The sequence below is a fragment of the Pseudomonas sp. GYB4201 genome (genome assembly GCF_056312595.1).
Genome location: NZ_JBWGIG010000006.1, coordinates 116,368 through 133,930 on the forward strand (window position 1 = coordinate 116,368; position 17,563 = coordinate 133,930).

17 protein-coding genes are annotated in these 17,563 nt (G+C 64.3%); 9 read left to right on the forward strand and 8 right to left on the reverse strand.

The features are described from left to right. The 5 genes from tusC to AC0Z2B_RS07750 all read left to right on the forward strand — a co-directional run bounded on the left by tusC (position 1) and on the right by AC0Z2B_RS07750 (position 3,049). Positions 1-360, forward strand: coding sequence for a sulfurtransferase complex subunit TusC (gene tusC, locus AC0Z2B_RS07730; RefSeq protein WP_476295818.1), 360 nt, complete (start codon positions 1-3; stop codon positions 358-360). Next, positions 360-632 (forward strand): sulfurtransferase complex subunit TusB, encoded by a 273-nt coding sequence (tusB, locus tag AC0Z2B_RS07735; protein WP_476295819.1) that lies wholly within the window; start codon positions 360-362, stop codon positions 630-632. The genes tusC and tusB overlap by 1 nt, the downstream gene beginning before the upstream one ends. Next, positions 629-964 carry a TusE/DsrC/DsvC family sulfur relay protein gene (locus AC0Z2B_RS07740; RefSeq protein ID WP_473003078.1) on the forward strand — a complete coding sequence of 112 codons (336 nt, stop codon included), beginning with the start codon at positions 629-631 and terminating at the stop codon, positions 962-964. Before tusB ends, AC0Z2B_RS07740 begins: the two co-directional genes overlap by 4 nt. After that, positions 961-1,962 carry a glycosyl transferase family protein gene (locus AC0Z2B_RS07745; protein WP_476295820.1) on the forward strand — a complete coding sequence of 334 codons (1,002 nt, stop codon included), beginning with the start codon at positions 961-963 and terminating at the stop codon, positions 1,960-1,962. The genes AC0Z2B_RS07740 and AC0Z2B_RS07745 overlap by 4 nt, the downstream gene beginning before the upstream one ends. 94 nt (positions 1,963-2,056) lie before the next feature. Next, positions 2,057-3,049 carry a glutathione S-transferase family protein gene (locus tag AC0Z2B_RS07750; protein WP_476295821.1) on the forward strand — a complete coding sequence of 331 codons (993 nt, stop codon included), beginning with the start codon at positions 2,057-2,059 and terminating at the stop codon, positions 3,047-3,049. Positions 3,050-3,127: 78 nt separating this feature from the next. Here AC0Z2B_RS07750 and cysG read toward each other — a convergent pair whose 3' ends face one another. The 5 genes from cysG to AC0Z2B_RS07775 all read right to left on the reverse strand — a co-directional run bounded on the left by cysG (position 3,128) and on the right by AC0Z2B_RS07775 (position 10,561). After that, positions 3,128-4,522, reverse strand: coding sequence for a siroheme synthase CysG (gene cysG / locus AC0Z2B_RS07755; protein WP_476295822.1), 1,395 nt, complete (start codon positions 4,520-4,522; stop codon positions 3,128-3,130). Next, on the reverse strand, positions 4,523-5,803 hold the full coding sequence (gene serS / locus AC0Z2B_RS07760) for a serine--tRNA ligase (protein WP_476295823.1): 1,281 nt from the start codon (positions 5,801-5,803) through the stop codon (positions 4,523-4,525). Between the two features lie 316 nt (positions 5,804-6,119). Beyond that, positions 6,120-7,445 (reverse strand): AAA family ATPase, encoded by a 1,326-nt coding sequence (locus AC0Z2B_RS07765; protein ID WP_473003084.1) that lies wholly within the window; start codon positions 7,443-7,445, stop codon positions 6,120-6,122. Positions 7,446-7,463: 18 nt separating this feature from the next. Then, a complete protein-coding gene (gene lolA, locus AC0Z2B_RS07770; RefSeq protein ID WP_416425218.1) occupies positions 7,464-8,087 on the reverse strand; it encodes an outer membrane lipoprotein periplasmic chaperone LolA in 624 nt (207 codons plus the stop codon). 59 nt (positions 8,088-8,146) lie between these two features. Further along, positions 8,147-10,561 carry a DNA translocase FtsK gene (locus AC0Z2B_RS07775; RefSeq protein WP_416425219.1) on the reverse strand — a complete coding sequence of 805 codons (2,415 nt, stop codon included), beginning with the start codon at positions 10,559-10,561 and terminating at the stop codon, positions 8,147-8,149. Positions 10,562-10,952: 391 nt separating this feature from the next. Here AC0Z2B_RS07775 and aat point away from each other — a divergent pair, with 391 nt between their 5' ends. The 3 genes from aat (at position 10,953) to infA (ending at position 12,717) form a co-directional block, all read left to right on the forward strand. Continuing rightward, a complete protein-coding gene (gene aat, locus AC0Z2B_RS07780) occupies positions 10,953-11,633 on the forward strand; it encodes a leucyl/phenylalanyl-tRNA--protein transferase (RefSeq protein WP_476295824.1) in 681 nt (226 codons plus the stop codon). 57 nt (positions 11,634-11,690) lie between these two features. Beyond that, positions 11,691-12,398 (forward strand): arginyltransferase, encoded by a 708-nt coding sequence (locus AC0Z2B_RS07785; protein ID WP_475504269.1) that lies wholly within the window; start codon positions 11,691-11,693, stop codon positions 12,396-12,398. Between the two features lie 100 nt (positions 12,399-12,498). Continuing rightward, positions 12,499-12,717: a translation initiation factor IF-1 gene (gene infA, locus AC0Z2B_RS07790; protein WP_002553999.1), complete on the forward strand. Its 219-nt coding sequence runs from the start codon at positions 12,499-12,501 to the stop codon at positions 12,715-12,717. A gap of 157 nt (positions 12,718-12,874) precedes the next feature. Here infA and clpA read toward each other — a convergent pair whose 3' ends face one another. Together clpA and clpS are read right to left on the reverse strand one after the other, a co-directional pair. Then, positions 12,875-15,145 carry an ATP-dependent Clp protease ATP-binding subunit ClpA gene (gene clpA, locus AC0Z2B_RS07795; RefSeq protein ID WP_416425222.1) on the reverse strand — a complete coding sequence of 757 codons (2,271 nt, stop codon included), beginning with the start codon at positions 15,143-15,145 and terminating at the stop codon, positions 12,875-12,877. Between the two features lie 30 nt (positions 15,146-15,175). Then, the gene (clpS, locus tag AC0Z2B_RS07800) at positions 15,176-15,538 is read right to left on the reverse strand and encodes an ATP-dependent Clp protease adapter ClpS (protein ID WP_416425223.1); all 363 of its coding nucleotides are present in this window, start codon (positions 15,536-15,538) and stop codon (positions 15,176-15,178) included. A 228-nt stretch (positions 15,539-15,766) separates the two neighbouring features. Here clpS and cspD point away from each other — a divergent pair, with 228 nt between their 5' ends. Next, positions 15,767-16,027 (forward strand): cold shock domain-containing protein CspD, encoded by a 261-nt coding sequence (cspD, locus tag AC0Z2B_RS07805; protein ID WP_416425224.1) that lies wholly within the window; start codon positions 15,767-15,769, stop codon positions 16,025-16,027. 162 nt (positions 16,028-16,189) lie between these two features. Here the strand turns inward: cspD and icd are convergent, their stop codons facing one another. Further along, a complete protein-coding gene (gene icd / locus AC0Z2B_RS07810) occupies positions 16,190-17,446 on the reverse strand; it encodes an NADP-dependent isocitrate dehydrogenase (RefSeq protein ID WP_416425225.1) in 1,257 nt (418 codons plus the stop codon). Positions 17,447-17,563 lie beyond the last annotated feature (117 nt).

Consider the following 17,563-nt stretch of genomic DNA (forward strand, 5'->3'; position numbering starts at 1 on the left):
ATGGCCAAGTCCTTGTTGATTATCAGCCGCCAGGCGCCGTGGTCGGGCCCCGGCCCGCGCGAGGCGCTGGACATCGCCCTGGCGGGCGGTGCGTTCGATTTACCGCTGGGCATGCTGTTCCTCGATGACGGCGTGTTTCAGCTGGCGCAAGGGCAGCAACCTGCCCAGGTGCAGCAGAAAGACCTGACGGCCAACCTGCAGGCGCTGCCGATGTTCGGCGTGGACGAGCTGTTCGTGGCGGCCAGCAGCCTGCGCGAACGCGGCCTGGCCGCCGACGGCTTGAGCCTTGTCGCCCAGGTGCTGGAAGACGCGGCCCTTGCCGCCCTTGTCGACCGTTTTGATCAGGTGATTACCCTCTGATGGCTACTTTGCATGTGTTGTCCCACTCGCCCTTCGGCGACAACCGCCTGGCCAGCTGCCTGCGCCTGCTGGGTGCTGATGATGCCCTGCTGCTGACCGGCGACGCCGTGTACGCGCTGCTCAATGACAGCCTGGCGCACCTGCCGGGCCGGGTTTACGCCCTGGACGAGGATGTGCAGGCGCGCGCCATCAATGGCGCGGCGCAGGTGGTGGATTACCCGGGCTTTGTGCAGCTCACCCTCGATTTTGACAAGGTCAACACCTGGCTATGAGTGAACTGATGGTTGAAGGCCGTGCGATTGCGCTGGACCAGAACGGCTTTCTGGAAGATTTGACCGAGTGGTCTAAACCCGTTGCCGAGGCCCTGGCCGCGCGCGAGGAGATCGTGCTGACCGCCGAACACTGGGAGGTGCTGGAGGTGTTGCGCCAGTTCTACCAGGAGTTCCAGCTGTCGCCGGCCACGCGGCCGCTGATCAAGTACACCGCGCTGAAGCTGGGCGCCGAGAAAGGCAACAGCCCGCACCTGAACCGCCTGTTCAACGGCACTCCCGCCAAACTTGCCGCCAAGCTGGCGGGCCTGCCCAAGCCGACCAATTGCATATGACCGACTACCCCGCCCTGCTGCTGGAAACCCCTGCCGAACACCCGTTCGCTCAATTCGTCCGTGCCTTGGGCAAGGGCAAGCGCGGCGCGCGCAACCTGACCCGCGAGGAAGCGCGCGAGGCCATGGGCATGCTGCTGGATGAGCAGGTGGAGGAAGCCCAACTGGGCGCCTTCCTGATGCTGCTGCGGCACAAAGAGGAAAGCGCCGAGGAGCTGGCCGGTTTCACCGAGGCCCTGCGCGCGCGGCTCAACCCCCCGGCCCTGGCCGTGGACATCGACTGGCCCAGCTACGCCGGCAAGAAACGCCACCTGCCTTGGTACCTGCTGGCAGCCAAGTGCCTGGCCGGCAACGGCCTGCGCATCCTGATGCACGGCGGTGGCGCCCACACCGCGGGGCGGCTGTACACCGAGCAACTGCTGGGCACCCTGGGCATTCCCCTGGCGCGCGGCTGGGACGCGGTGGGCACGGCGCTGGACAGCCACGGCCTGGCCTTCGCGCCGCTGGTGGACTGGGCGCCGCAACTGCAGCGGATGATCGACCTGCGCAACACCCTGGGGCTGCGCTCGCCGATCCACTCCCTGGCGCGCATCCTCAACCCGTTGGGCGCGCGCTGCGGCCTGCAGAGCATCTTCCACCCCGGTTACCAGGCGGTGCACCGCGATGCCAGCGGCCTGCTGGGCGACCACGCCATTGTCATCAAGGGTGACGGCGGCGAGATCGAGGTCAACCCCGACAGCCCCAGCCACCTGTACGGCACCACCGGCGGCCAGAGCTGGGATGAAGAGTGGCCGCAGCTGGCAGCGCAACGCCATGTGAAACCGGCCAGCCTTGCGCCTGCGCACCTGCTGGCGGTATGGCGCGGCGAGGCCCAGGACAGCTACGGCGAGATGGCCCTGATCTCGACCATGGCCCTGGCCCTGCGCGGCCTGGGCCAGCCCCGTGACGAGGCCTTTGCCACCGCCCGTGAATACTGGGCCACCCGTGACAGATCGATTTAACCGATAGGTTGATCGGGGTTTTTGCGCTATTTATTCGAACTGATGGCCGTACACTGGGCTCCAACGCTTATAGAGTTTGCGAGGAGTCCAGCCCATGGGCCTGTTGATCGAAGGACGCTGGCATGACCAGTGGTACGAAAGCGCCAAAGACGGCGCGTTCCAGCGCGAAGCGGCCAAGCGTCGCAACTGGGTGACCGCCGACGGCCGTCCGGGCCCCAGCGGCGAAGGCGGCTTCAAGGCCGAGGCCGGCCGCTACCACCTGTACGTATCGCTGGCTTGCCCCTGGGCTCACCGCACGCTGATCGTGCGCCAGCTCAAGGGCCTGGAAGGCCTGATCGACGTGTCGGTGGTCAGCTGGCTGATGCGCGAGAACGGCTGGACCTTCGACACAACGCTCGGCTCCACTGGCGACAAGCTCGACGGCCTGCAATTCATGCACCAGCGCTACACCGCCGAGACGCCGGACTACACCGGGCGCGTGACCGTGCCGGTGCTGTGGGACAAGAAGCTGGGGCGCATTGTCAGCAACGAATCGGCGGAGATCATCCGCATGTTCAACAGCGCGTTCAACGACCTGACCGGCAACACCCTGGACCTGTACCCCGAGAAGCTGCGCGGCACCATCGACGCGCTGAACGAGGCGATCTACCCGGCGGTGAACAATGGCGTTTACCGCGCAGGCTTTGCCACGTCGCAGTCAGCCTATGAGGCGGCGTTCGATGATGTCTTCGCTGAATTGGACCGCCTGGAGCGGTTGTTGGGCGAGCAGCGCTACCTGGCCGGCGAGTACCTGACCGAGGCGGACGTGCGGCTGTTTACCACGATTATTCGCTTTGACGCGGTGTACCACGGGCACTTCAAGTGCAACCTGCGGCGGATTGCCGACTACCCGAACCTGTCGAACTGGCTGCGTGAGCTGTACCAGTGGCCAGGTGTGGCGCAGACGGTGGATTTCCAGCACATCAAGCATCATTACTATGCCAGCCACGCCACCATCAACCCGACGGGGGTGGTGCCGAAGGGCCCGGCGCAGGATTTCACCCTGCCCCACGACCGCGCGCGCCTGCCCGGCAAAGGCATCGCCTAAAACCCGTAGCAGCGGCCGCAGGCCGCGTCAGGACACTACGCAGTGCCTGTGACGCGGCCTGCGGCCGCTGCTACGGGGTTATACAGTTTGCTGGGCGCCTTCGAACCAGGCGAGTTTCTCGCGCAGTTGCACCACTTCACCCACGATGACCAGCGTCGGCGCATGCACTTCATGCTCCGCCACCAGCCGTGGCAGGTCAGCCAGGGTGCCGGTGAACACCCGCTGGTTGACGGTAGTGCCCTGCTGCACCAGCGCTGCCGGGGTATCGGCGGCGCGGCCGTGCTTGATCAACTGCTCGCAGATGCTCGGCAAGCCCACTAGGCCCATGTAGAACACCAGGGTCTGGGCCGGCGCCACCAGGTCTGCCCAGGGCAGGTCGCTGGTGCCGTCCTTGAGGTGGCCGGTGATGAAGCGCACCGACTGGGCGTAGTCGCGGTGGGTCAATGGAATGCCGGCGTAGGCCGCGCAACCACTGGCCGCGGTAATGCCCGGCACCACCTGGAACGGGATGCCATGGGCCGCCAGTTCCTCGATTTCCTCGCCACCACGGCCAAAGATGAACGGATCGCCACCCTTGAGCCGCACCACGCGCTTGCCTTGCTTGGCCAGGGTCACCAGTTGCTGGTTGATCTGGTCTTGCGGCACGGCATGGTCGGCGCGGCGCTTGCCGACGTAGATGCGCTCGGCGTCGCGGCGGCACAGCTCGATGATGGCCGGGGCCACCAGGCGGTCGTACAGCACCACGTCGGCCTGTTGCATCAGGCGCAAGGCCTTGAAGGTCAGCAGGTCAGGGTCACCGGGGCCGGCACCCACCAGGTAGACTTCACCGGGTGCGTGGGGCGGCTGGCCGTTGATTTTCTCCACCAGCAGCCTTTCGGCTTCGGCGCCCTGCCCGGCCAGTTGGCGGTCGGCAATCGGGCCCTGGAACACCTCTTCCCAGAACGCGCGGCGCTGCTGCACGTCGGGGTAGAGGCCTTTGACCTGGGCACGGAAGCGCGCCGCCAAGCCGGCCAGCTCGCCGTAGGCGGCCGGAATCCAGGCCTCCATCTTGGCGCGGATCAGGCGTGCCAGCACCGGCGCGTCGCCACCGCTGGACACCGCCACCACCAGGGGCGAGCGGTCGACGATGGCCGGGAAGATCACGCTGCACAGGGCTGGCGCGTCCACCACGTTGACCGGCACGCAGCGGCGCTTGGCGTCCGCCGACACCTGGGCGTTGAGGGCTTCGTCGTCAGTGGCGGCGATGATCAGTTGGCAACCGTCCAGGTCGCTCTCCTGATAACCGCGGCGCACCGCTTCACCGCCGCTGCTGCGCACCAGTTCATCCAACTGCGCTTCGATGGCCGGGGCCACCACGCGCAGCAGCGCGCCGGCATGGGCCAGCAGGCGCGACTTGCGCAAGGCAATCTCGCCACCGCCCACGACCAGCACGTGGCTGCCCTTGAGCTTGTGAAACAGCGGCAGGAATTCCATTTAGCCGATGACCTCGATGCCGCCCATGTACGACTTCAGCACTTCCGGCACGCGGATGGAACCGTCGGCCTGCTGGTAGTTTTCCAGCACGGCCACCAGGGTGCGGCCCACGGCCAGGCCCGAACCGTTGAGGGTGTGTACCAGCTCCGGCTTGCCGGTTTCCGGGTTGCGGAAACGCGCCTGCATGCGGCGGGCCTGGAAATCACCAGTGTTGGAGCACGAGGAGATTTCGCGGTACTTGTCCTGGCTGGGGATCCACACTTCCAGGTCGTAGGTCTTCACGGCGCTGAAGCCCATGTCGCCGGTGCACAGGGCCAGCACGCGGTACGGCAGCTCCAGGGCCTGCAGCACGCGCTCGGCGTTGGCGGTCAGGCTTTCCAGGGCGTCCATGGATTTCGACGGCTCGACCACTTGCACCATTTCGACCTTGTCGAACTGGTGCTGGCGGATCATGCCGCGGGTGTCACGGCCCGAGGCGCCGGCTTCGCTGCGGAAGCACGGGGTGTGGGCGACCAGTTTCAGCGGCAGCTGCTTGGCGTCGAGGATCTCGCCGGCGACGATGTTGGTCAGCGACACTTCGGCGGTCGGGATCAGGTACAGGTCGGCCTCGCCTTCGCGGCTGATCTTGAACAGGTCTTCCTCGAACTTGGGCAGCTGGCCGGTGCCCTTGAGCGCCGGGGCCTGCACCAGGTACGGGGTGTAGGCCTCTTCGTAGCCGTGCTCGGTAACGTGCAGGTTGATCATGAACTGCGCCAGGGCGCGGTGCAGGCGGGCAATCGGGCCGCGCAGCAAGGCGAAGCGTGCACCGGACAGCTTGGCGGCGGTCTCGAAGTCCAGCCAGCCGAACTTCTCGCCCAAGGCCACGTGGTCTTTCACCTCAAAGCCGAAATCGGCCGGGGTGCCCCAGCGGCGCACTTCGACGTTGCCTTCTTCGTCTTCACCGACCGGCACCGATTCGTGCGGCAGGTTGGGAATGCCCAGCACGATGGCGTCCAGCTCGGACTGCAGCTTGTCCAGCTCGGCCTTGCCTTCGGCCAGCTCGCCGGCCATGCGGTCGACGTCAGCCATCAACGGGGCGATGTCTTCGCCGCGCTGCTTGGCCTGGCCAATGGATTTGGAGCGGGCGTTACGCTCGGCCTGCAGTTGCTCGGTGCGGGTCTGTACGGTCTTGCGCTGGGCTTCCAGCGCTTCCAGGCGCGCCACGTCCAGGCTGTAGCCACGGGCTGCGAGGCGATCCGCGGTTTCGTGGAGCTTGGTACGCAAAATCAGGGGATCGAGCATGTCGGTCTCTCGTTATCAAATTAAGTCTTGGTCAGCCCTTGTTGCGGGCAGGACACCGGGCAGCCGACCATATTAACGGCCAGCGTACCGGGATAGAAGGGCTGTTTCCAGTTGCGTGTTGCAGAACCGGGCAAACAAGGCTGGCAGCGCGCGATCTCGACAACACCCTGACAATCAAGACATGCGTGTGCCTCACTGGAGATCCCCAGGGTTCACACCGGCCAGCGCAGCCTGGCGGCAGCGGCTACGCCCCCTCCGTAGCAGCGGCCGCAGGCCGCGTCATGGGCGCCGCAGCCTGTTGCAACGTACCACCCCTTCAGGGCTTGCGGCGCTGGCGCGGGCTGAGGCGGTCCAGTTGGGCCAGGTGCTTGAGCTTTTCGCCGATTTTCAGTTCCAGGCCTCTAGGCACCGGCTGGTAGTAGGCGCGCGGCTCCAGCTGTTCGGGGAAGTAGTCTTCGCCGGCGGCGTAGGCGTCGGGCTCGTCGTGGGCGTAGCGGTATTCCTCGCCGTAGCCCAGCTGTTTCATCAGCTTGGTGGGGGCGTTGCGCAGGTGCAGCGGCACTTCCAGCGAGCCGTACTCGGTGGCTTCGCGCATGGCCTGCTTGAAGCCCATGTACACGGCGTTGCTCTTCGGCGCACAAGCCAGGTAGACGATGGCCTGGGCCACCGCCAGCTCGCCTTCGGGGCTGCCCAGGCGCTCCTGCACGTCCCACGCCGACAGGCACAGGCCCAAGGCACGCGGATCGGCGTTGCCGATGTCTTCGCTGGCCATGCGCACCACGCGCCGGGCCAGGTACAGCGGGTCGCAGCCGCCGTCGATCATGCGCGCGTACCAGTACAGGGCAGCGTCCGGATTGGAGCCACGCACGGACTTGTGCAGCGCCGAGATCTGGTCGTAGAAAGCCTCGCCGCCCTTGTCGAAACGCCGGCGGGTGTCACCCAGCAGGCTTTGCAGCAGCTCGGTGGCGATTTCCTCGCCGTCTTCGGCCAGGTCCGATGCGTTTTCCAGCAGGTTGAGCATGCGCCGACCGTCACCGTCGGCCGCCGCCAGCAGCATGCCGAAGGCCTCGTCGCCCAGGCGCAGCTGGCGCTTGCCCAGGCCGCGCTCCTCGGTCAGCGCGCGGTCCACCAGGCGCCGCAGCGCCGCCTCGTCCAGGCTCTTGAGCACGTACACGCGGGCGCGCGACAGCAGTGCGTTGTTGAGCTCGAACGAGGGGTTTTCGGTGGTGGCGCCGATGAAGATCAGCGTGCCGTCTTCCACGTAGGGCAGGAAGGCGTCCTGCTGGGACTTGTTGAAGCGGTGCACTTCGTCGACGAACAGGATGGTGCGGCGGCCGTACTGCCCGGCCTGCTGCTTGGCCACCTCGACGGCCTGGCGAATCTCCTTGACCCCGGCCAGCACCGCCGAGACGGTCTCGAAATGAGCGTCGGAAACCTCCGCCAGCAGCCGCGCCAGCGTGGTCTTGCCCACGCCAGGCGGCCCCCAGAAGATCATCGAGTGCAGCGCACCCTGCTCCAGCGCCTCGCGCAGCGGCTTGCCGCGGGCCAGCAGGTGCTCCTGGCCAACGTATTCGTCCAGGTTGCGCGCCCGCAGGCGGGCGGCCAGGGGCTGGGCGATGGGCTCACTGCGGAACAGGTCCATGACGGGCGGGGCTACCTCTTATTCCTGGATGACGTCGGTGCCCTTGGGCGCCACGAAGGTGAATTTGCTCTTGTCCACCGGGTCATTGGCTTTCACGCCGGTGAACAGGATGTTGGTGCGCTGGCCGACGCTGTCGATCAGCTGCATGTCATTGATCAGGCCCTTGCGGAACGACAGGCGCAGCGAGTCGAACAAGGTGTCCTTGGTCTTGGGCTTGAGCATGAAGTCGATCACGTCGCCCGCTTCCTTGGCGCTGATGTCGAAGCTCTGGCTGATCTTCGAGATGTCACCGGACAGCAGCAGGGCCGGGGTCTGGGTCAGGCGCTGGTCGAGCTTCTTGACGGTCAGCTGTTGCAGGTCCGGGTCGTACAGGCTGACCTTCTGGCCATCGGAAACCATGGTCTGCTCGTTCGGCGCCGCGGTGTGCCAGTAGAACAGGCCCGGGCGCTGCAGGGTCATTTCACCGGAGGTTTCCTGCAGCTGGGTGCCGCTGCCGTCCAGGGTCAGTTGCGAGAAGTGCGCCGCCAGGGTCTGGGACTTTTCCAGCAACTGGGTCAGGCTTTTCACGGCGGCGTCGTCGGCGTGGGCCGGCAGCGTGGAGAAGGCCAGGGCAGAAACCAACAGCATGCGAATCAGGCGCATGGGAATCCTCGTACAAAGAATGGAACCGGCCACCGACGATTCGGCGGCCGGCAGTTCAATCAGTCGCGCATCGGCCCGGGCGCGATGACTTCGCGCGAGCCGTTGGTGTTCATCGGCGTGACCACGCCGGCCATTTCCATCGCCTCGATCATGCGCGCGGCGCGGTTGTAGCCGATCTTCAGCTTGCGCTGCACCGCGGAGATGGACGCCCGGCGGCTTTCCAGCACGAAGTTGACGGCCTCGTCGTACAGCGCGTCGGACTCGCTGTCCTCGTCGCCACCACCGCCACCGCCGCCGCCTTCGAAGCCGCTGCCGGCCTCTTCGACGCCGGCGAGGATGTCCTCGTTGTAGTCCGGCACGCCACGCAGTTTCCAGGCTTCCACCACGCGGTGCACTTCCTCGTCGGAGACGAAGGCGCCGTGCACGCGGATCGGCAGGCTGGTGCCCGGCGGCATGTACAGCATGTCACCGTGGCCCAGCAGCTGCTCGGCGCCGCCCTGGTCGATGATGGTGCGCGAGTCGATCTTGCTCGACACCTGGAACGCCATGCGGGTGGGGATGTTGGCCTTGATCAGGCCGGTGATCACGTCCACCGATGGGCGCTGGGTGGCCAGGATCAAGTGGATACCGGCGGCACGGGCCTTCTGGGCGATACGGGCGATCAGCTCTTCGACCTTCTTGCCGACGATCATCATCATGTCGGCGAATTCGTCGACGATGACCACGATGGTCGGCAGCGTCTTGAGCAGCGGCGCCTCGTCGTCCATGCTCTCGCGGCGGTACAGCGGGTCGGTGAGCGGCGTGCCCTCCTCCTCGGCGTCCTTGACCTTGCGGTTGAAGCCGGCCAGGTTGCGCACGCCCATGGCCGCCATCAGCTTGTAGCGGCGCTCCATCTCGGCCACGCTCCAGCGCAAGGCGTTGGCGGCGTCCTTCATGTCGGTGACCACCGGGCACAGCAGGTGCGGGATGCCTTCGTAGATCGACAGCTCGAGCATCTTCGGGTCGATCATGATCAGCTTGGCGTCTTCGGGGCTGGACTTGAACAGGATCGACAGGATCATGGCGTTCACGCCCACCGACTTACCGGAACCGGTGGTACCGGCCACCAGCAGGTGCGGCATTTTCGCAAGGTCAGTGATGACCGGCTTGCCGCCGATGTCGTGGCCCAGGGCCATGGTGACCGGCGACTTGGCCTCGTCGTATTGCGGCGACGACAGCACTTCGGAGAACCGCACGATCTGGCGGTCTTCGTTGGGGATCTCGATGCCCACGGTGGTCTTGCCCGGAATCACTTCCACCACGCGCACGCTGGTCACGGCCAGCGAACGCGCCAGGTCCTTGGCCAGGTTGGCGATGCGGCTGACCTTGACGCCAGCGGCCGGTTGGATTTCGTAACGGGTAATGACCGGGCCGGGGTGGATGGAGTCCACCGACACTTCGACGCCGAATTCCTTGAGCTTGATTTCCAGCAGGTGGCCCACGCCCGCCAGGGATTCAGGCGAATAGTTGACCTTCTTCTTTTCGGCCGGGTCGAGGATGGAAATGGGCGGCAACGTGCCTTCCACGGCGCTGTCGACGAACAGCGGCACCTGTTTTTCCTTCTGCACGCGCTTGCTCGGCTCTGGCGGCTTGGCCATGGCCGGGGCCGGCATGATCACCGGCGGCGCCTGCTTCTCGCGCTCGGCCGTGTGCTTGGTCAGCGACTGGTCGCGCTCGATGATGCGCTCGCGGGCCTTGGCCTGCTCGCGGCGGTCCGGGGTAATGGGCGCGACCACGTCGTGCACGCGCACGTCCACCTCGCGCAGTTGCGCCACCAGTTGGCGACGCTCGTTGCGCGCCGCCCACCAGCGGCCGGCGGCGCCTTGCACCAGTTCCAGCAGGTCGAGGACGATCTTGCCGGTCAGGTCCATGACCTTGAACCACGACAGGTCGGTGAACACGGTCAGGCCGAACAGGAACAGGGCGATGAACAGCAGCGTGCTGCCCTGGGCGTTCAGCGCATTGTAGGCCAGGTCGCCGAGGCTTTCGCCCAGCGCACCGCCCGCCGAGGCCGGCAGGCTGGTGGACTTGAAGTGGATGTGCGCCAGCGCGGCACCCGAGAGCACCAGGAACACCAGACCGATCAGTCGCCACGAGAACAGCCAGCCGCTCCACTGCCAGGGCTGGTGGCGTTCGCGGAAGATCTGCCAGGTCTTGACCGCCAGCAGCAGCGGGAAGATGTAGGCGAAATAACCCAGCACCATGAACAGGATGTCGGCGGCGAAGGCCCCCACGCGGCCGGCCGCGTTCTGCACCTCATGGGCGGTGCTGGTGTGGCTCCAGCCCGGGTCGCCCTGGTCGTAGGTGAGCAGCGCCATCCACAGGTACAGGCACAGGGCGCCCATGGCAATCAGGGCACCTTCCTTGAGCCGGTAGTGCATTTGCTGACGCCACAGGGGCACTACGGGATTGGGTGTCGCGGTGGATTTCTTCAAAACAAGTCTTTTCCTGCGCCCATGGGCGCCAACAACGGATGATGGACCAAACAATAAAAAATCAGGGTAATGAACGGAGCATTGTACGGGTTCGCCACAGCATAGCCCAGAGCGTCTGGCACGATTCAATTGGAGCACGCATTGCCTTTTGTGACAAAGGCTTATGCAGGCTTTTCAATTACATTCCCGAAGGTTTACGACCGCGACATGACCGTAGAGTTGCAGGACGGGGTTTTTATCCTGAATACTGGCCACAGCCGCACCCTTGTAGCCGCTGCCGCAGGCTGCGCTGGCCTTTTGCCTCGCTGAATTTCTTCAGTGTACCCAAGAGCCAGCGCAGCCTGGCGGCAGCGGCTACAAGCGCCCTCCCCTCCCCTGCCAGAAAGAACCCATGCTGACCTGGTTGAAAAAGAACGAGCTCACCTTCCCGCCGCTGGACAAGGCCCTGCGCGACCCCAACGGCCTGTTGGCCGCCGGCGGCGACCTGAGCGCCGAGCGGCTGGTGCAGGCCTACCGCCATGGCTGCTTCCCCTGGTACCAGGACGGCCAGCCCATCCTGTGGTGGTCGCCAGACCCGCGCACCGTGCTGTTCCCCGCCGAGCTGCACGTGTCGCGCAGCCTGGCCAAGGTGATTCGCCAGCAGCGCTACCGGGTCAGCTTCGACACCGACTTCGCCGCGGTCATCCGCGCCTGCGCAGGCCCGCGGGCCTACGCCGACGGCACCTGGATCACCGGCAGCATGCAGGCGGCCTACATCCACCTGCACCAGCAAGGCCTGGCCCACTCGGTGGAGGTGTGGCAAGGCGAGCAACTGGTGGGCGGCCTGTACGGCCTGGCCATGGGCAAGCTGTTTTTCGGCGAGTCCATGTTCAGCCACGCCGACAACGCCTCCAAGGTCGGCTTCGCCGCCCTGGTGGGCCACCTGCAGGCGGCAGGCTTCGTCCTCATCGACTGCCAGATGCCCACCGAGCACCTGCTCAGCCTGGGCGCACGCTCCATCAGCCGCGAAGACTTCGCCTGGCACCTGCGCACCTACCTCGACCAAGCCAACACCGCCACCTGGGTTTGTTAGGCGAGTTGGGCGCGGCTGGCTTACACTTATTCAAAGGTTTCGATCCGAGGGTTGATCATGACTGAGTTGGCGCGATTGAAGTTCTATGCCACTCAACCCCATTCGTGCAGCTACCTGCCCGAGGAGCAGGCCACCACCCTGTTCCTCGACCCCAGCCAGCCGATGGACGTGCACGTGTACGCCGACCTCTCGGAAATGGGTTTTCGGCGCAGCGGCGATCACCTGTACCGCCCCCACTGCCAGCGCTGCAACGCCTGCGTGCCGGCGCGCATCCCGGCGGCCAGCTTCAGCCCCAACCGCCAGCAGAAACGCATTCTCAAGCGCAACGCCGACATCCAGGTGACCTCCACCAAGCCTGCGTTCAGCGAAGAATACTTCGACCTGTACCAGCGCTACATCGAACAGCGCCATGCCGATGGCGACATGTACCCGCCCAGCCGCGATCAGTTTTCCACCTTCCTGGTACGCGACCTGCCGTTCTCGCGCTTCTACGAATTCCGCCGCGATGGCCAGTTGCTGGCCGTAGCGGTCACCGACCTGCTGCCCAACGGCTTGTCGGCGGTGTACACCTTCTACGAACCCGCGGAGGAGCGCCGCAGCCTCGGCCGTTTTGCGATTTTGTGGCAGATCGGCGAGGCGCTGCGCCTGGAACTGGGCGCGGTGTACCTGGGCTACTGGATCAAGAACTGCAAAAAGATGAACTACAAGACCCAATACCGGCCCATAGAACTGCTGATCAACCAGCGCTGGGTGACACTCAACTGAAGGGCCTTGGCGTAACGCCCCTTTTTCAGGCACAATGCACGCCGCTTTTGCCTGGCGCAGTTGCACCGGGCCATTAACTGGACACCGAGGGCTTTACTGCATGTCGAAAGAAGACAGCTTCGAAATGGAAGGCACTGTCGTCGACACCCTGCCGAACACCATGTTTCGCGTGGAGTTGGAAAATGGGCACGTCGTTACCGCGCATATCTCCGGCAAGATGCGCAAGAACTACATTCGTATTCTGACCGGTGACAAGGTGCGCGTTGAATTGACGCCCTACGATTTGAGCAAAGGGCGCATCACTTACCGCGCTCGCTAAGCGACACAAACGAAAACGCCCGGCGCATGCCGGGCGTTTTTGTGTGGGCGCTACAAAACCACCCCTTGTAGCAGCGGCCGTCAGGCCGCGTCACAGCCACCGCGGTTTCGCGGTGTAGGGGACGCAGCCTGCGGCAGCTGCTACGGGCGGTGTACCGTCAGGCCATTTCCGCCGTGGTTTCGAAGTCGAAGGTCATCTCGCCGTCCTTCACATCGATGTGCACCACGCCGCCGTGCTCGGCCAGCTCGCCGAACAGGATCTCCTCGGCCAGCGGCCGCTTGATCTTGTCCTGGATAAGCCGCGCCATTGGCCGGGCACCCATGGTGGCGTCGTAGCCACCGGCTGCCAGCCAGCTGCGCGCCGCGTCCGACACTTCCAACAGCACACGCTTGTCTTCGAGCTGGGCCTGCAGTTCGGTGAGGAACTTGTCGACCACGCTCTTGATGGTTTCGTGGCTGAGCCGGCCGAACTGGATGATGGTATCCAGGCGGTTGCGGAACTCTGGCGTGAAGCTCTTCTTGATGACTTCCATGGCATCGGACGAGTGGTCCTGGTGCGTGAAGCCAATCGAAGCGCGCGCCGCGGTCTCGGCACCGGCGTTGGTGGTCATGATCAGGATGACGTTGCGGAAGTCCGCCTTGCGCCCGTTGTTGTCGGTCAGGGTGCCGTGGTCCATCACCTGCAGCAGCAGGTTGAAGACTTCCGGGTGGGCCTTCTCGATTTCATCGAGCAGCAGCACGCAGTGCGGTTGCTTGGTGATGGCCTCGGTCAGCAGGCCGCCCTGGTCGAAACCGACGTAGCCCGGCGGCGCGCCGATCAGACGGGAAACGGTGTGCCGCTCCATGTATTCCGACATGTCGAAACGCACCAGCTCCACGCCCAGGGCCTTGGCCAACTGCCGCGCGGCCTCGGTCTTGCCCACGCCGGTAGGGCCGGCGAACAGGAACGAACCCACCGGCTTGTCCGGCGATTTCAGGCCCGCACGGGACAGCTTGATGGCGGTGGCCAGCGAGTCGATGGCCGCGTCCTGGCCGAACACGGTCAGCTTCAGGTCGCGCTCCAGGTTACGCAGCAGCTCCTTGTCGGAACTGGTGACGTGCTTTGGCGGAATGCGCGCGATCTTGGCGACAATGTCCTCGACCTGTGGCACTTCGATGCGCTTGACGCGGTTTTCCACCGGTTGCAGGCGCTGGTAGGCACCCGCCTCGTCGATCACGTCGATGGCCTTGTCCGGCATGTGCCGGTCATTGATGTAGCGCGAGGCCAGCTCGGCAGCGGCGCGCAGGGCTTCGTCGCTGTACTCGATGCTGTGGTGCTGTTCGAAACGCCCTTTCAAGCCGCGCAGGATGCCGATGGTGTCTTCCACCGAAGGCTCGCTGACGTCGACTTTCTGGAAACGCCGCGCCAGGGCCCGGTCTTTCTCGAAGATGCCGCGGAATTCCTGGAACGTGGTGCTGCCGATGCAACGGATATCACCCGAGGACAGCAGTGGCTTGAGCAGGTTGGAGGCGTCCATCACCCCGCCCGACGCCGCGCCCGCACCGATGATGGTGTGGATCTCGTCGATGAACAGGATGGCTTGCGGGCGTTTTTTCAGCTCACCCAGCAGCGCCTTGAAGCGTTTTTCGAAGTCGCCGCGGTATTTGGTACCGGCCAGCAAGGCGCCCAGGTCCAGCGAATAGACGACGCTGTTGGCCAGCAGGTCCGGCACCTGGTTGTCGACGATGCGCTTGGCCAGGCCTTCGGCGATGGCGGTCTTGCCCACGCCAGCCTCACCCACCAGCAGCGGGTTGTTCTTGCGGCGGCGGGCGAGGATCTGCGCAACGCGCTCCACCTCATGCTCACGCCCTACCAGCGGGTCGATGCGGCCCTGGCGAGCCAGTTCGTTGAGATTGCTGGCATAGGCATCCAGCGGGTTGCCTGAAGAAGAAGACTCACCGCCCTCGTCGTCCTGCATATCCTGCTCACCCTCGGAATGATCGCCGTGCCCAGGCACCTTGGAGATACCGTGGGCGATGTAATTGACCACATCGATGCGGGCCACGCTCTGCTGTTTCAGCAGGAACACGGCCTGGCTTTCCTGTTCGCTGAAGATGGCGACCAGCACGTTGGCGCCGGTGACTTCACGCTTGCCCGAGCTCTGCACGTGGAAGACAGCACGTTGCAGCACACGCTGGAAGCCCAGGGTTGGCTGGGTCTCGCGGTCCTCGTCGTGGACGGGGATCAGCGGCGTGGTGGAGTCGATGAACTCCTGCAAGTCGTGCTTGAGTTTGTCGAGGTTTGCGCCACAAGCACGCAAAACGGTGGCGGCGGCCTCATTATCCAATAATGCCAGCAGGAGGTGCTCCACGGTCATGAACTCATGACGTTTGGAACGCGCCTCCTTGAAGGCGAGATTGAGGGTGACTTCGAGCTCGCGGTTTAACATAGCTTCACCTCATACCCAAGTGGTCGGCGATTAACCGTCCTTCTCGATTTCACAGAGTAGCGGATGCTGGCTTTCCCTGGCGTACTGATTGACCTGCATGGCCTTTGTCTCGGCGATGTCGCGGGTAAACAATCCACATACGGCTCGCCCTTCCGTGTGGACGGCGAGCATGACCTTGGTCGCCAGCTCGCGGTTAAGGTTGAAAAACACCTCGAGCACTTCGACGACGAAATCCATCGGTGTGTAGTCATCGTTAAACAAAACCACCTTATACATGGGTGGCGCCTTCAAGGCCGGCTTGGCCTCCTGTATGGCCACGCCTGCGGAATCGTCCTCATGCGATTCCGGGCGATCCTGATTGAATGTTAGTCGAATCTGGCTGAATGCATGCATGGAAAGAAGGTTCATGGTTGAGCGAATAGGGTTGTGTGTTGACCTTGTGACCGACTGTAAGCTCGGCCGCCGCATGACCTTGACTATCGGCAAAACGGTGTTACAAACAATAGAACCCACATTGGGGAATAAAGGTCCGCGCAGTCAACCAAATTTTTTGATCGGTCCGAATGCCGGATGAAGTGGATGATACTCCAGAGATGGAGTCCTTTGCAGAGGGATATGAGCATGGCAAACGGTAAGGTCAAGTGGTTCAACAACGCCAAGGGCTATGGCTTCATCGTTGAAGAGGGCAAAAGCGAAGACCTGTTCGCCCACTACTCGGCCATCAAGATGGATGGCTACAAGACCCTCAAGGCCGGCCAGCCTGTCAAATTCGAAATCATCCAGGGCCCCAAGGGCCTGCACGCCGTCGACATTTCCGCTGCCACCGACAGCCCCGCCCAGCACACTGCCCCGCAGGCTGTGCAGCAGACAATCACTGCCTGAACACCTCGCCCGTAGCCGCTGCCGCAGGCTGCGCTGGCCATTGTGCCCACTGGAGATTCCCAGCGGGGCATAGGGCCAGCGCAGCCTGCGGCAGCGGCTACAAAAGGTTGCATTGAGGCATGAAAAACCGGCCAGGACGGCCGGTTTTTTTGTTGCCTGCTATTACATGTGCTTGATCAGCGCCTCGCCGAAGCCCGAACTGGACACCAGGGTGGCGCCGTCCATCAGCCGCTCGAAGTCGTAGGTCACGGTCTTGGCGCCGATGGCGCCGTTGGTGCCCTTGATGATCAGGTCCGCCGCCTCGGTCCAGCCCAGGTGGCGCAGCATCATCTCCGCCGAGAGAATCACCGAACCCGGGTTGACCTGGTCCTTGCCCGCGTACTTGGGCGCGGTGCCGTGGGTGGCCTCGAACATGGCCACGGTGTCGGACAGGTTGGCGCCCGGGGCAATGCCGATGCCGCCCACCTCGGCCGCCAGGGCGTCGGACAGGTAGTCACCGTTGAGGTTGAGGGTGGCGATCACGTCGTACTCGGCCGGCCGCAGCAGGATCTGCTGCAGCATGGCGTCGGCGATGGCGTCCTTGACGATCACGTTGCGCCCGGTCTTGGGGTTCTTGAACTGCATCCACGGGCCGCCGTCCAGCAAGGTGGCGCCGAACTCGTCGCGGGCGATCTCGTAGCCCCAGTCCTTGAAGGCACCCTCGGTGAACTTCATGATGTTGCCCTTGTGCACCAGGGTCAGCGACTTGCGGTCGTTATCCACTACATATTGCAGGGCCTTGCGCACCAGGCGCTGGGTGCCTTCCTTGGACACCGGCTTGATGCCGATGCCGCAGTCCTGGTCGAAGCGGATCTTGGTGACGCCCATCTCCTCCTTCAGGAACTTGATGACCTTCTGCGCCTCCGGCGAGCCGGCCTTCCACTCGATGCCGGCGTAGATGTCCTCGGAGTTCTCGCGGAAGATCACCATGTCCACGTCGCCAGGCTTTTTCACCGGGCTGGGCACGCCTTCGAACCACACCACCGGGCGCAGGCACACATAAAGGTCGAGTTGCTGGCGCAGGGCCACGTTCAACGAGCGGATGCCCCCGCCCACCGGCGTGGTCAGCGGGCCCTTGATGGACACCACGTAATCCTTCACGGCGTCCAGGGTTTCCTGGGGCAGCCAGGTGTCCTGGTCGTAGACCTGGGTGGCTTTCTCACCCGCGTACACTTCCATCCACGAAATCTTGCGCTTGCCGCCGTAGGCCTTGGCCACCGCGGCGTCCACCACCTTGATCATGACCGGCGTGACGTCCACGCCAATGCCATCGCCTTCGATATACGGAATGATCGGTTGGTCAGGGACATTGAGGGAATGATCTGCATTGACGGTAATCTTCTGGCCGACGCTCGGTACCTGAATCTTCTGGTATCCCATGCTGGACTCCGTTTTTGTGGGTTGAACATCCTGGCTATCCCTGAGCGTAACCCACCTGCCCTAGACCGCAACCACCCGATTGGCAGGTGAATCTGCCGAAGAGCATCATTTATCCCG

Coding starts and splice junctions, on each gene's coding strand:
- tusC (WP_476295818.1), top strand. CDS start 1: ATGGCCAAGTCCTTGTTGATTATCAGCCGCCAGGCGCCGTGGTCGGGC.
- tusB (WP_476295819.1), top strand. CDS start 360: ATGGCTACTTTGCATGTGTTGTCCCACTCGCCCTTCGGCGACAACCGC.
- AC0Z2B_RS07740 (WP_473003078.1), top strand. CDS start 629: ATGAGTGAACTGATGGTTGAAGGCCGTGCGATTGCGCTGGACCAGAAC.
- AC0Z2B_RS07745 (WP_476295820.1), top strand. CDS start 961: ATGACCGACTACCCCGCCCTGCTGCTGGAAACCCCTGCCGAACACCCG.
- AC0Z2B_RS07750 (WP_476295821.1), top strand. CDS start 2,057: ATGGGCCTGTTGATCGAAGGACGCTGGCATGACCAGTGGTACGAAAGC.
- cysG (WP_476295822.1), bottom strand. CDS start 4,522: ATGGAATTCCTGCCGCTGTTTCACAAGCTCAAGGGCAGCCACGTGCTG.
- serS (WP_476295823.1), bottom strand. CDS start 5,803: ATGCTCGATCCCCTGATTTTGCGTACCAAGCTCCACGAAACCGCGGAT.
- AC0Z2B_RS07765 (WP_473003084.1), bottom strand. CDS start 7,445: ATGGACCTGTTCCGCAGTGAGCCCATCGCCCAGCCCCTGGCCGCCCGC.
- lolA (WP_416425218.1), bottom strand. CDS start 8,087: ATGCGCCTGATTCGCATGCTGTTGGTTTCTGCCCTGGCCTTCTCCACG.
- aat (WP_476295824.1), top strand. CDS start 10,953: ATGCTGACCTGGTTGAAAAAGAACGAGCTCACCTTCCCGCCGCTGGAC.
- AC0Z2B_RS07785 (WP_475504269.1), top strand. CDS start 11,691: ATGACTGAGTTGGCGCGATTGAAGTTCTATGCCACTCAACCCCATTCG.
- infA (WP_002553999.1), top strand. CDS start 12,499: ATGTCGAAAGAAGACAGCTTCGAAATGGAAGGCACTGTCGTCGACACC.
- clpA (WP_416425222.1), bottom strand. CDS start 15,145: ATGTTAAACCGCGAGCTCGAAGTCACCCTCAATCTCGCCTTCAAGGAG.
- clpS (WP_416425223.1), bottom strand. CDS start 15,538: ATGCATGCATTCAGCCAGATTCGACTAACATTCAATCAGGATCGCCCG.
- cspD (WP_416425224.1), top strand. CDS start 15,767: ATGGCAAACGGTAAGGTCAAGTGGTTCAACAACGCCAAGGGCTATGGC.
- icd (WP_416425225.1), bottom strand. CDS start 17,446: ATGGGATACCAGAAGATTCAGGTACCGAGCGTCGGCCAGAAGATTACC.